Consider the following 12,987-nt stretch of genomic DNA (forward strand, 5'->3'; position numbering starts at 1 on the left):
GCGTGTATCCGGCTTACGCGCAGACGCTGGCCAGGAAATCGGCCACGTTGGCTTTTTTCAGAATCAGGCCCGAGGCGGCCGCATACGGATCGAACTGGCGTTCCATCCCGCCAGGGAAGGGCACCCGCACGCTGATCCGCTCGCCGTCGACCTGCACCGACGCATTTGCCGTATCGAGCAGATACTGCGAAATGAACGCGCCCACCAGACCCACGAAGAACCCCAGATCCTCGCGCGCCACCGTCTGCGCCTGCAGCCACTGGCTGAACGGCCCACGCAAGGCGTCCAGATCGAGCGGTTCGCCCGGCGCATGCAATCCGGTCTGGGTCAGCACTGCATCGAGCATCGGCCGGGCTTCTTCGAGAACTTTGTACGGGTCCATGTTTCTTATATGAGTGTGGGAGCGGGCCGGCGGCCGCGCATTCGGGGCGCCATCATACCATCGACGGGCAAGCGCGCCCTGGCGCGGCGAGCGGCGCAAGGCCTGCGCGCGCTTGCCGCCGCGGCCGGATCGAACCGGTAGAACACGGCCGCTATTACCGGTTGCGATGGATCAGCTCCCGTGTATCATCGGCTTGTCTTTATGCAATCGTTATACTTTTCCCTGCACCGCCAGGCCGATCCCTTTTTATCCATTGCCCGCCATGACCAAACAACGTAACGCCGCTCTTTGTCTGCCGATTTTGCTTGCCCTAGCCATCACCGGATGCAAGCCGAAACCACCGGTCGAATCCGTGCCGGCGCCCGTTCCGGCGCCCGTGGCAAGCGTTCCCGCCCCTGCGCCGCCGCCTGCCGTGGTGCCAGCGCCGCCGGCCGCCACGCCGGCGCCGGTGTCCGCCAGCGCGGACGTCGTCGACCTCGACCAGATCGCGGTCATCAGCAAGCCGATGCCGCCGTTCCCGTTTGTCGATTACCCGGAAAACATCGGCGAACCGAAACAGCAAACCAAGGCGTCCGACTTCGACCAGTTGCACCTGATCGTCGGTAACAAGGTGCAGGCCGTCGAAGGGCGTTTTCGGCGGATCGTGTTTGAACTGGCCGATGCCAAGGTGTCGCGCTTCCAGGCGCTGCGCGATTACGCCAAGGCGGCAACCGACATGGGCGGCGTCAAGGTCAATACCAGCAAGCCGAAAGACGAGGCCTTCGAGAAGGTGAATGGCGCTTTCACCGATGCCATGGCCAAGAAGCTGGATTATCCGAATGAAAACTACAGCTACGAAACCTATTTTTCCCGACACCGACCGGCCGCAAATGGATGCTCATCATGGCCAACGAGTACAGTGTGCGCGTCACGTCCATCGAAGAGAAACAGACGGCATCGATGGTGAAGATGGTGACCGCCGCCGTCATGAAGTCGGAACTCGACAGCAAGGGCCGGGTGGCCCTCTATATTAACTTCGACACCGACAAGGCGGCGATCCGCCCGGACGGCAAACCGGCGGTCGACGAAATCGCCGCGCTGATGAAAAAGGAAACCGCGCTGCACCTGTCCGTCGAAGGGCACACCGACAACGTGGGCGACAAGGCCCGCAATGCGACCTTGTCGCGCGAACGTGCGCAAGCGGTGGTGCAAGCCCTGGTGAGCGACGGCATCGACGGCGCCCGCCTGAACGCCGCCGGCCACGGCTCGGACAAGCCGCTGGTGGACAATGGCAGCGAAGAGGGCCGCGCAAAGAACCGCCGCGTCGAACTGGTCAAGGTTGTCAAAGGATGACCATCAGGGGCGCGCAGCGGCATCGCTGGCGCGCCCCGTGCCGTCCCACCACACCGGCGGCACCCGGCGATGTGCCCGGTGTGCGCTTGCCGCCAAGGGCAAAGCGAACCGGTAAAACGCCGCCGCTATTACCGATTGCGATTGATTAACACCCGTGTATGATCGCCTTGTTTTTATGTAATCGTTATTTAAACCCCTGCACCGTCAGGCCCATTTTTTTTCGCTCCGACTGCCCGCCATGACCAAACAATTCAACGCCGCTCTTTGCCTTTCGATCTCGCTTGCCTTCGCCGTGACCGGATGCAAGCCGAAACCACCGGCCGCGCCAGCCGAGGCGCCTGTCGCCAGCGCGCCGGCCGTGGTGGCGCCCGCGGCGCCTGCCCAAGCGCCAGCGCCAGTGGCCGCGGCCACGCCAACGCCGGCGGCCGACAGCACCGGCGCCGGCGCCGACCTCGATAAGATCGCGGTCATCACCAAGCCGCTGCCGCCATTCCCGTTTATCGATTATCCGGCGGCCATCGCCGAGGGAGACAGGAGAACCGAGCAATCCGACTTCGATCAAAAGCACCTGATCGTCGGTAACAAGGTGCACGCCGTCGAAGGGCGCTTCCGCTTGATCTCGTTCCATTTGTCGGCTGCGAAGATTTCAAAATTTCAGGCGCAGCGCGATTACACCAAGGCAGCGGTGGACATGGGCGGCGTGAAGGTCAATACCGTCACCCCGGACGATGATAAATTCGTGGAGGCGCATGGCGGCGACCGCTATACCCTGGACAAGAAATTGGATTTCCACGGCAACTCCAGCAGCTATGACGTGTACTTCGTTCCGACCCCCACGGGCCGCAAATGGATGCTCATCATGATCAACGACAGCGGCGTGCGGATCCTGTCCATCGAAGAAAAACAGACGGCTTCGTCGGTGAACATGGTGACCGCCGCCGTAATGAAGTCGGAACTCGACAGCAAGGGCCACATTGCGCTGTACATTAATTTCGATACCGACAAGGCAACCCTGCGCCCCGACGGCAAACCGGCGGTCGACGAAATCGCCGCGCTGATGAAAAAGGAAACGGCGCTGAAGCTGTCGGTAGAAGGCCATACCGATAACGTGGGCAACAAGGCCCGCAACGTGACCCTGTCGCGCGAACGCGCGCAAGCCGTGGTGCAGGCCCTGGTGAGCGATGGCATCGACAGCGCCCGCCTGAGCGCCGCCGGCCATGGTGCGGAAAAGCCGGTGATGGACAATGGCAGCGAAGACGGCCGTGCAAAAAACCGCCGCGTGGAGCTGGTCAAGGTCGTCAAAGGCTGATCGTCAGTCCGGGCGCGGCAATCGGCCGCGCTACCGGAGCGCCACGGTAAAGCGCTGCGATGACCGTTGCGCTAGATCGGCCGCACGCCTTGCTTTATATAGTTCTTTTACTTTTTCCTGCACCGCCAGGCCAATTCATTTCATTACGATTGCACGACATGACCAAACAATTCAACGCCGCTCTTTGCCTGTCGATCTCGCTCGCCTTTGCCATCAGCGGATGCAAGCCGAAAGCCCCGGCCGACGCGGTGCAGGCGCCAGTGGCAAGCGCACCGGCGAGCGTGCCGGAACCGGCCGCCGCACCGGCAGCGGCCCCTGCGCCGGCCGCGGCCAGCGCTGCCGCCGTTGTCGACCTCGACAAGATCGCTGTTATCGCCAAGCCGGTGCCACCGTTCCCGTTCATCGATTACCCGCCAGCCGTGGATAAACAGTATTACAGCACCAAGGAGTCCGATTTCGACCAGGTGCATCTGATCCTCGGCGATAAAGTGCATGCGGTCGAAGGGCGTGTCCGGGCCATCCACTTCACTTTGCACAAGGCCAATATCTCGCAATTCCAGGCCCAGCGCGATTACACCAAGGCGGTGCTGGACATGGGGGGCATCAAGGTCAATACCGCCAAGCCGCACGACAGTGCGTTCCTTGCGGCCCATGGCGACAATCAAAGCGAGCTCGATAAAAGGCTGCGCTATGAGTTTCATACCTATTCCTATGAGGCGTATTTCTTGCCGACCGCCACCGGCCGGAAATGGATTGTGCTGATGGTGAGCGACGAAGCTGTGGATGTCATTTCCGTCGAGGAAAAACAGACCGCTTCTTCGGTGAAGGTCGTGACCGCCTCCGCCATGAAGTCGGAACTCGACAGCAAGGGCCATGTCGCGCTGTACATCAACTTCGACACCGACAAGGCCGCCATCCGTCCGGACGGCAAGCCGGCGGTCGACGAAATCGCCGCGCTGATGAAGAAGGAAGCCGCGCTGCGCCTGTCGGTTGAAGGCCACACCGACAACGTTGGCGACAAGGCCCGCAACGTGACCTTGTCGCGCGAACGCGCGCAAGCGGTGGTGCAGGCCCTGGTCAGCGACGGCATCGACAGCGCCCGCCTGAGCGCCGCCGGCCATGGGGCCGAAAAGCCGCTCACCGACAATGGCAGCGACGAAGCGCGCGCAAAGAACCGCCGCGTCGAACTGGTCAAGGTTGTCAAGGGCTGACCGCTGCAAGGGGCGTCGAAGCAGTACTAGGCGCGGAGGGCGGCATCGAGGAAGATAGACCGGATCTGCACGCCTGCTGCTGCCTCACCGTCCAAGACCTGACTCCGGCATCATCTGTGTCGCTCCCGTAACGCGTGGCGCAAAGCGCGCGGCTGCGCTACCGTATTAGTGAACAAACGGCGTGGGCACCTCCACGCCGTCACACTTTTCGGGAGCTGTTTATGACACGCACGCATCTTTCCATGGCGCTGGCAGCCCTGCTGCTGTCGATGTCCCCAATCCGGGCGCAAGAAAAAGTGGCGCCTGCGCAAACGCCGCCGGGGGCCGACAAGGCGCCCAAGACCATCGCGCTCGAAGCCGGCGCCAAACTCTTGCAAAGCAATAGTCCGGTCGCCGGTTTCGATATCTATCTGGTCGGTTTCCACCCCATGAAGGACCATCCCGAACACCAGATGGAAGCGCATCATTATTGCCACCAGATGAACGAGGATTTCGCCCAGTGCGTCCTGTTCGACAGCAACACCAAAAAAGCGAACATGCACGGCGTCGAGTACATCATTTCCGAGACCTTGTTCGAGACCTTGCCGGCCGAGGAAAAGAAATTCTGGCATCCGCACAACGGCGAAATCCTCAGCGGCCAGCTGATGGCGCCCGGCATTCCCAAGATCGCCGAAAAAGCGCTGATGAAGTCCAAGATGAACAGCTACGGCAAAACCTGGCACGTATGGAATACCGGCCACATGGGCCAGCCGAACGACAAGCTGCCAATGGGCGAACCCATGCTGGCGTGGTCCTTCAGCCGCGACGGCGAAGCGCAGCCCGGCCTGGTCGAAGAGCGCGACCGCCGCATGAAGCTCGACACCGCCAGAACCCGCAAGGAGCGCGCCGATCTCGCCAAACTGGCCAAGCCGCAGTCGGGCACGGACGACCTCAAGGGTAAGTTCGCGCGCCCGACGCGCGAGATTCCAGGCGTGACGAACAAATAAGCGACCCGCATGGCGATCAGATAAAAGACGGACAACTCTTACATGCCAGGGGCGAGTTGGCCGATGGGCCCGGGTTGCAGCGCAGCTGCGGTGTGGCATGCGCCTGCACGATGTGCGCATCTGCCGCCACATAGCGTATCGCCGGCATCAGCCGGTTACGCCCGTCCCGAACGTCGCCAAGCGTTGCGGGCAGACCTGCCTCCACCACGCACGGAACCAGGCTGGTTTAGGCTAAGGCCTCGACCTTCTGGCAGCATCATGGGCCGGCGACAAGGATGACCTCATGCTGGCGGCGCTCATGAATGTCTGGCGCGCTGTCCGCAAGTTCCCTGCAAATGATGCGCACGCAGCGCGCCTGCATTCCCACGGCGCCGGTGAGCGCGCGTCGGCGGCACCTGGCGGCGACCGGCGACGCGGCCATGCTGGCGTCGTTTGCCCAGCGCCTCCAGCCAGGTGGCCCATTGCCTACCGATGGGTAATAGTTACAGCCCTGTTCAGCCTGCTAGCTAGCAATGGTTTGCTTGAGCGATGTCAAGCCTCCAATAGCGTCGAAACGTAACCTTGGCATATGTCAGGCGCCCCGGTGCCGCTAACGCCAGCTTGTTTATGTCGTCGCAAAGGAAGAGCCATGAAACTGACCTCCCACCCCGTCGTTCCCGCAGGAGCCAGCCGCCGTCCAGCCACGCGGAGCCTGCCGCAATGAGGCGCTACACCATCACCCTCGGGGCCACCACGACCGCCGGCGGGCGCGTCATGTCGGCCAGCGGCAGCGGCTGCATCAACGGCGTGCCCATCGCACTCGAGGGCGACCTGGTTGCTTGTCCCGCATGCAAGGCGACCGGGCGCATCCTGTGCGTCGGCCCGCGCATCCCCGAAATGTCCGACGGCAAACACGTCGCACTCGAAAACGATTTGTGCACCTGCCGCTGCTCGCCTCCACCCAAGCTGCTGCCGGTGCAGATCATGCGCAGCCAGGTGCTCAAGGATACCGGGCGCGCCCTGTCCAATACCAACGACAGCGACCCGTCCTACCCCTCCCGTGGCACGCCGCGCGGCCCCAGCTTCAATGAGCGCTTCGTGCTGCTCGACGAAGAAACCGGCGACCCGCTGGTCCACAAGGAATACGCGGTGGTACGCGCCAGCGGGCAGCTCGAATTCGGCACCTCCGACCGCTACGGCTACACGCACTTGCTGTCGACGACTGCGGTGCCCGAGTCCGTCGAGATCTTTGTCTAGGAAGCAGCATGAGCGCGACCCTCATTTCGCCGTCCGGCGCCGTCCTGCACCACCGGGCGCGCGTGAGCACCACGCCGGCCGATGAAGCCGAAGCGAAGGCAGTGCGCATCCGGCTCGAGAAAGCATGCCGGCTTGAAGAAAATCGCGTCTACCTCAAGCAGCCCAACATCCGCGCCTTCCTGCGCGCGATGTGCCACAGCCTTGGCGGCGGCGTCGATTTTCTCGATGGCGCCATCCGCGGCCGGCGCAGCGACCCGTGGCGCTTCACCGATTTCTCCACCCATCCCGGCCCTGGACACGACGGCAAGAGTACCGCCGCCGGCCTGTACCGCATCACGCGCGAGATATGGGAAGAGTACGGCGTGCGCATGGACCTGACCGACTTCTGTGCCGAAACGCAGGAACTGATTGCTGTGGAAGTGTTGCGGGGATTGGGTGTGCTGGGAAAAATCCAGGCCGGCGATATCGACGCCACGCTGGTGATGGTCTCGGCCTGCTGGCCGGGCTTGCCCAAAACGCCAGGCAGCCAGGCGCGCTTTGCGGCGCCGGACGCGGCGTACGAGAGCTTCCTGCACAAATACGGCGAGTGCGGCGGCACCATCAATCCGCAGGCCGGTGACGGCACGCTCGGCAAATCCGGCCCGTCGCGCCCGGACCTGCCGCCAGCGCGCCCTTAAGCCGCCGGGCCTCTGCGCTGCGGCGTCACCCCGCGCTGTGCCACGGCGCGCATCGCCACACCATGATTGCTCTCCTGGCCTGCATTTGCAGCGCTGCCGGTATCCTGGCTACCTTGTTGCCAGCGCCACGGCATCGCCGCCATCGTTCTCGCCAGCGCCTGTTCGGCCTGATGCTTACTGCTGCGCTTTGATGCCGCCGGCCTGGCGCTGCTGCCATTCCAGTCCCGGACGCGCCACGCGAAATTGCAGCAGCTGCCCGTTTTCCACCTCGGTCACGTACGCGGTGCGGCCATCCGGTCCGCCGAAACTGATATTGCTCGGCTTCTTGCCGGGCAGGGCAATCTCGGCCAGGATGCGTCCCTGCGGCGACATCTTGACCACCGTGCCTTTGCCGATGCGCGTTACGTACAGGTTGCCGTCGACATCGACACGCATGCCGTCGAGCCCGAAATCGGCAAAGCTGGCGATGCGGCGCTTGCCGCCGAGCGTGCCATCGGGCGCAATGGTGAACGCCCAGATATGGCGCTGCACGCTCTCGTTCACATACAGGGTGCGCCCGTCCGGGCTGACGTCGATGCCGTTGGCGGTGCCGAGCTGGTCGGCCGCGAGCGTGACCTTGCCGTCCGGATCGATGCGCCACACGCGCCCCGCATTCTTCTTCCAGTCCGGATCGCTCGCATAGATGACGCCAGCCGCCGTGATGGCCAGGTCGTTCGGCTGGCTCATGGCGGCCTCGCGCGCATGCACGGCGATGGCGCCGCTGGCCGGGTCGATGCGGTAAATCGTGTGTTCCACATAGTCGGCCACGTACATCGCGCCATCCGGCCCGAAGCGGATGCCATTGGCCACGCTGGTGCCGGGCAGGGTCGCGAACACCTCGGCCTCGCCGTTCGGCTTGACCTTGCCGATGGTTTGCTGGCGCGCGAAATTGACTGCGTACACATTACCGGCGGGATCGACCGCCGGACCTTCCACGCCGGAGGTGAACGATTGGGGCGCCGTCAGGGCGCTGGCCACGTGCAGGCGTTCCAGCGTGGCCGGAGGCGCGCCGGCGGCCACCGTGTGGCCCGCCTGGCAGGCGGCAAAGGCCAGCGCGCACGCCAGCCGGGTCGAGGTATCCATGGAACTCCGATCAGGAAAAATGCCGGTCATCCGGCCGGCACCTAGTGTACTTGATGATGAGGTAAGCTTCGTGTTTTGATAATGCTGAGCCAGGTGACGAGTTTGAATGGTAAATACACGAAGCCGCTGATGATAGCGGCGGCCATTGGCGCCATTGGCGCGGGCGGCATTTGGTACGCGCTGCAACCGGGCGGGCAGCCGGCTGTCCGTAAAGTGGCGGCCATGGTCGGCATCAAACCGAAGCCGACCGTGCTGGGCTGGCCGGTGAGCATCGGCACCGTGGCCGGCAGCAGCGGCAGCGCCGGATTCGCCGATGGCGCCGCGGCGCAGGCGCGCTTTTCCGACCCCTTCGGCCTGGTGGTCGACCGTGACGGCAACGTGTTCGTGGCCGATGCCGGCGACAACAACCGCATCCGTAAAATCACCCCCGAGGGCATCGTCTCCACCCTGGCCGGCGGGCGCGAAGGCTTTGCCGACGGCACCGGCGCCGCCGCCGGGTTTCACACGCCGTCCGGCATGGCCATCGATGGCGCCGGCAACCTGTTCGTCGCCGATACCGGCAACAACGCCATCCGCAAAATCACGCCGTTTGGCGTGGTCAGCACCATCGGCGGCACCGGCGTGGCCGGCTACCGCGACGGCAAGGCGGCCGAGGCCCAGTTCAACGGACCGGTCGGCGTGGCGGTCGACAAGGCCGGCGTGGTGTACGTGGCCGACACTTACAACGACCGCATCCGCAAGATCGCGCCCGACGGCACGGTCAGCACGCTCGCCGGCGGCGCCCCCGGCTACGTCGACGGACCGGCCGCCGCCGCCCAGTTCGACACGCCCACCTCGGTCGTGGCCGACGCCACCGGCAACCTGTATGTGGCCGACACCAGCAACGGCGCGGTGCGCAAGCTGGCGCCGGACGGGCTGGTGAGTACCCTGGCGATTGCCCCGGAAGACGCCGAAAAACCGCTGCTGCGCCGCCCTGTCGGCCTGGCGCTGACGCATGACGGTTTTCTGTACGTGGGCGATATCTGGCGCGGACGCATCCTGCAGGTCAGCCCCGACGGCAGCTTGCGCGGCTTGACCGGGATTGGCGTCGACATCGAAATCGGCGACGACAAGTCGCTGCGCTTGAGCCGGCCGAGTGCGATTGCGCTCGACCGCGCCGGCGCGCTGTACGTGGCCGATGCCGTGAAGCGCACCGTGCACCGGGTCTCGCCGCGGCTTGATGGCGCGACCGCGGTGCTGGCGCCCAAGGCGCCGGCGCTGGTCGCCACGGGGACCGCGCCGGTTGCGGCGGCATCGACGGCGTCCCGGCCTGTTGCGGCCGGGCGCTTTCCATGGCCGTTCAAGCCGCAGGACCAGCGCCACGAAGTGGTCGGCACGATCGGTGAAGTGCGCGGCAGTTACGGCGGCGAAAGCCGGCATCACTTTCACAGCGGCCTCGATGTCCAGGCCAACATGGGCGTGCCGGTGCTGGCGGTGGCCGACGAAAAGGTCAGCAGCCCGGTGCCCAACTGGGCCTTCGGCGACGTCGGCGAAGGCATGAGCGTCGACAGCATGGCCTACATCCACATGCGGGTCGGGCGCACGGTCAAGGATGCGCCGCTCGACCCGGCGCGCTTCATCATGCTCGACAACGAGAAGGGCAAGGCGGCGCGCATGCGCGTCAAGCGCGGCACGCGTTTCCATGTGGGCGAAGCGCTCGGCACGGTCAACCGCATGTTTCACGTGCACCTCGTGTACCAGCCGGGCGGGGCGGAAGCCAATCCGCTGACCCTGCCGTTCACGGGTTTCAGCGACCAGGTGGCGCCGCGCATCGACAAGATTCAGCTGGTCGACGCGGCGGGCACGGCGCTGGCACGCAAGCCGGGCAAGCGGGTGATGGTGGCGCGCGGGGCGGGGCCGCTGGGGATCGTGGTCGATGCCTACGACCAGGCCGACGGCAATGCCGCGCGGCGCAAGCTGGGTTTGTACAAGGTTGGATACCAGGTGCTGCGGGCGGACGGCACGCCGGTCGCCGGCTTCGACAAGCCGCTGATCAACATCGAATTCAACAAGCTGCCGCCGGACCCGGAAAGCGTCAAGCTGGCGTACGCCGACAACAGCGGCATCACCGTGTACGGCAGCGCGACGACGCGGTTCCTGTATGTGGTGACCAACACCGTGCGCGACGGCGTGGCCAAGACCGGGGCATGGGACCCGGCCGCGCTGGCACCGGGCGACTATCTGATCCGCATCTTCGCGGCCGATTACGTCGGCAACGAAGCGCTCAACGGACGCGATTTGCCGATCACGGTGGAGTGACGGGCAGGCGAGGCCGATCTGAGACCGGCCTCCCGGCCGCTGCTCAGGCGCGGATTTTTGCCGGACGATCGCGGCGGCGGGTCATGAACCCCAGCATGGCCATGCCGGTCAGGAACATGGCATAGGTTTCCGGTTCCGGGACCGCGCTGACGAGATTATCCGACGTGCTGAAGCTGGTGAACGTGCCGGCTGGGGCCATGAACTGCGCTTGCTGGGCGCCATCGCAGCATCCCTCGAAGCCATAGATCGTCAGTGTGTGGTTGCCTACGCCCAGGATCACCGTGGCACCGAAATACTGCGATGGATTGGTGTACTGGCCGTCCCACCACATATCGTGGCTTTTCGAGTCGAGCGCCACGTCGTTCAAGAACAGCGCGCCGCCGTAGCCGAAATCGACGCCTGCGCGAAATTGCCACAGGCCGGCATTGGCTTCGCTCACGCCGAAGCTGATGGTCGACTTGAGCGCGAAGTTACTGCTGCCGCCGAACAGGCTGGCGTGGGTGATGTTGTTATACGAATCGACGCTGGTTTTCGCGTAGGTGGCGCTCTGGAGCGCACCGTTGACGGCGCTCCGATAGGCCGCCGCGTCGGCCAGGATGCCGGACGGGGTGGCGGAAGCCGATTCGATCACGATCGTGCTTGCGCCGACATTGCCTGCAAGCGCCATGGAAGCGGCAGCCAACATCCATGAGATTTTCTTATTCATATTTTTTCCAGGACAAGGACCGCGCGCGCAAACGGTGCGCGGTCGGGATGAAAGAGAGTTTTCGCTCCGCACGAGCGTCCAAGGCATGCGATGGACGGTCAGTCTGGGTGCTGGCGCTGAATCACGGTGTACCGGATAGTCATCCGGCGCACGAACAGTAGTCAAAGAATAACATAGATGCGCGGTGGAAAAACATTGTCCGCAAGTGTGTTTACGTTTTACAACTAACCCAACTCCTACGGCTGACCTCCAAACGCCTACAACCGGGGTCAGAGCTCCAATCAGCAACAAAAATATTGCTAATCAGAGCTCTGACCCCGGTTGTAGGGGCTTTTACTGCTGTCGTAGGATTTTTTGGTGTCAGGCGTTGGCGAGGTCGAGGCGCCCGTCGCTGCCGCGGCCGTGATAGCGGCCGGCCGACAGGTCGTCGAAGCGGATCGCCGGGCGCTTGGCCGACATCAGGTCGGCCAGCATCTGCGCCGAGCCGCACGACATGGTCCAGCCCAACGTGCCGTGCCCGGTGTTGAGGAACAGGTTGCCCAGCGCGGTGCGCCCGACGATCGGGGTGCCGTCCGGCGTCATCGGCCGCAGCCCTGTCCAGAAGGTGGCGCGCGCACTGTCGCCCGCGCCCGGAAACAGGTCGTTGACCACCATTTCGAGGGTGGCGCGGCGGCGCGGATTGAGGCGCTGGTCGAAGCCGGCAATCTCGGCCATGCCGCCGACGCGGATGCGGTCGTCGAAGCGGGTCACGGCAATCTTGTAGCTCTCATCCAGAATGGTCGAGACCGGCGCCTTGCTGGCGTCCGTGATCGGCACGGTGATCGAGTAGCCTTTCATCGGGTACACGGGAATGTCGACGATCGATTTGAGCAGCGCCGTCGAGTGCGCTCCGAGCGCGACCACATAGGCATCGCCCTGCACCAGTTCATCGCCGCAATGCACGCCGCTGATGGCGTTGCCCGTCACCGCCAGGCGGTCGATGGCGACGTTATAACGAAAGCGCACGCCCAGCGCTTCGGCCATCGCGGCCAGACGCGTGGTGAACAGCTGGCAGTCGCCGGTTTCGTCATTGGGCAGGCGCAGGGCGCCGACCAGCTTGTCCTTGACCAGCGCCAGCGCCGGCTCGGCCTGGCCGAGCTGGTCGCGCGTGAGCAATTCGTAGGGCACGCCGGAATCCTGCAGCACCTTGATGTCTTTTTCCGCGCTGGCGAACTGCTGTTCGGTGCGGAACAGCTGCATGGTGCCGCGCTGCCGGCTTTCGTAGCTGATGCCGGCTTCTTCACGCAGGGTCTTGAAACAGTCGCGGCTGTACTCGGCCAGGCGCACCATGCGTTCCTTGTTGACCGCGTAACGGTCGGCCGTGCAGTTGCGCAGCATGTCCCACATCCACTTGAGCTGGAAGGTGGTGCCGTCGGGCGTGATCGACAGCGGCGCGTGGCGCTGCAGCATCCATTTCATGGCCTTCAGGGGAATGCCGGGCGCGGCCCACGGAGAGGCGTAGCCGGGCGAAATCTGGCCCGCATTGGCGAAGCTCGTTTCCAGCGCCGGACCGGGCTGGCGGTCGAGCACGGTGACGTCGTGGCCGGCCTTGGCCAGGTAGTAGGCGGTGGTTACGCCGATAACGCCGCTGCCCAAAATGACGACACGCATGGTCTCTCCGGAAGAATAAATGTGGATTCAAGAATTTCCGCTATATTATTGGGATTCAACCAGGCTTTGTTCACGTAT

The 12,987-nt window shown here is 64.2% G+C and carries 12 protein-coding genes; 8 read left to right on the top strand and 4 right to left on the bottom strand.

Features of this window, described 5'->3' with window-relative positions; all coding sequences use genetic code 11:
- Window positions 1–13 precede the first annotated feature (13 nt).
- Complete coding sequence (locus CR152_RS09350) at window positions 14–382, bottom strand: hypothetical protein (RefSeq protein ID WP_157778404.1); 369 nt, start codon at window positions 380–382, stop codon at window positions 14–16.
- A 262-nt stretch (window positions 383–644) separates the two neighbouring features.
- Between CR152_RS09350 and CR152_RS09360 the strand changes: the two genes are divergently transcribed.
- The 7 genes from CR152_RS09360 (at window position 645) to CR152_RS33795 (ending at window position 7,133) form a co-directional block, all read left to right on the top strand.
- Window positions 645–1,328, top strand: coding sequence for a hypothetical protein (locus CR152_RS09360; protein WP_157778405.1), 684 nt, complete (start codon window positions 645–647; stop codon window positions 1,326–1,328).
- Window positions 1,265–1,714, top strand: coding sequence for an OmpA family protein (locus CR152_RS09365; protein ID WP_167399878.1), 450 nt, complete (start codon window positions 1,265–1,267; stop codon window positions 1,712–1,714). Before CR152_RS09360 ends, CR152_RS09365 begins: the two co-directional genes overlap by 64 nt.
- A gap of 238 nt (window positions 1,715–1,952) precedes the next feature.
- Window positions 1,953–3,023, top strand: a complete 1,071-nt coding sequence (locus CR152_RS09375; RefSeq protein ID WP_157778407.1) for an OmpA family protein — start codon at window positions 1,953–1,955, stop codon at window positions 3,021–3,023.
- Between the two features lie 158 nt (window positions 3,024–3,181).
- A complete protein-coding gene (locus CR152_RS09385) occupies window positions 3,182–4,234 on the top strand; it encodes an OmpA family protein (protein WP_157778408.1) in 1,053 nt (350 codons plus the stop codon).
- Window positions 4,235–4,455: 221 nt separating this feature from the next.
- Window positions 4,456–5,220, top strand: a complete 765-nt coding sequence (locus CR152_RS09390; RefSeq protein ID WP_208640099.1) for an OBAP family protein — start codon at window positions 4,456–4,458, stop codon at window positions 5,218–5,220.
- A gap of 699 nt (window positions 5,221–5,919) precedes the next feature.
- Window positions 5,920–6,456: a PAAR domain-containing protein gene (locus CR152_RS09395; RefSeq protein WP_099874685.1), complete on the top strand. Its 537-nt coding sequence runs from the start codon at window positions 5,920–5,922 to the stop codon at window positions 6,454–6,456.
- 8 nt (window positions 6,457–6,464) lie between these two features.
- Window positions 6,465–7,133 carry a lysozyme family protein gene (locus tag CR152_RS33795; protein WP_208640100.1) on the top strand — a complete coding sequence of 223 codons (669 nt, stop codon included), beginning with the start codon at window positions 6,465–6,467 and terminating at the stop codon, window positions 7,131–7,133.
- A 174-nt stretch (window positions 7,134–7,307) separates the two neighbouring features.
- Here CR152_RS33795 and CR152_RS09405 read toward each other — a convergent pair whose 3' ends face one another.
- On the bottom strand, window positions 7,308–8,255 hold the full coding sequence (locus CR152_RS09405) for an SMP-30/gluconolactonase/LRE family protein (RefSeq protein WP_208640101.1): 948 nt from the start codon (window positions 8,253–8,255) through the stop codon (window positions 7,308–7,310).
- Between the two features lie 129 nt (window positions 8,256–8,384).
- On the opposite strand from CR152_RS09405, the gene CR152_RS09410 reads away from it, so the two are divergent.
- Window positions 8,385–10,553, top strand: a complete 2,169-nt coding sequence (locus tag CR152_RS09410; RefSeq protein WP_099882131.1) for an NHL repeat-containing protein — start codon at window positions 8,385–8,387, stop codon at window positions 10,551–10,553.
- A 43-nt stretch (window positions 10,554–10,596) separates the two neighbouring features.
- On the opposite strand, the gene CR152_RS09415 is transcribed toward CR152_RS09410, so the two are convergent.
- Both CR152_RS09415 and CR152_RS09420 read right to left on the bottom strand, forming a co-directional pair.
- Window positions 10,597–11,259: a CCXG family PEP-CTERM protein gene (locus tag CR152_RS09415; protein WP_229413324.1), complete on the bottom strand. Its 663-nt coding sequence runs from the start codon at window positions 11,257–11,259 to the stop codon at window positions 10,597–10,599.
- A 360-nt stretch (window positions 11,260–11,619) separates the two neighbouring features.
- The gene (locus CR152_RS09420; protein ID WP_099874686.1) at window positions 11,620–12,909 is read right to left on the bottom strand and encodes a D-amino acid dehydrogenase; all 1,290 of its coding nucleotides are present in this window, start codon (window positions 12,907–12,909) and stop codon (window positions 11,620–11,622) included.
- Window positions 12,910–12,987: the final 78 nt, after the last annotated feature.

The sequence above is a fragment of the Massilia violaceinigra genome (assembly GCF_002752675.1).
GTDB classification, from domain to species: domain Bacteria; phylum Pseudomonadota; class Gammaproteobacteria; order Burkholderiales; family Burkholderiaceae_D; genus Telluria_A; species Telluria_A violaceinigra.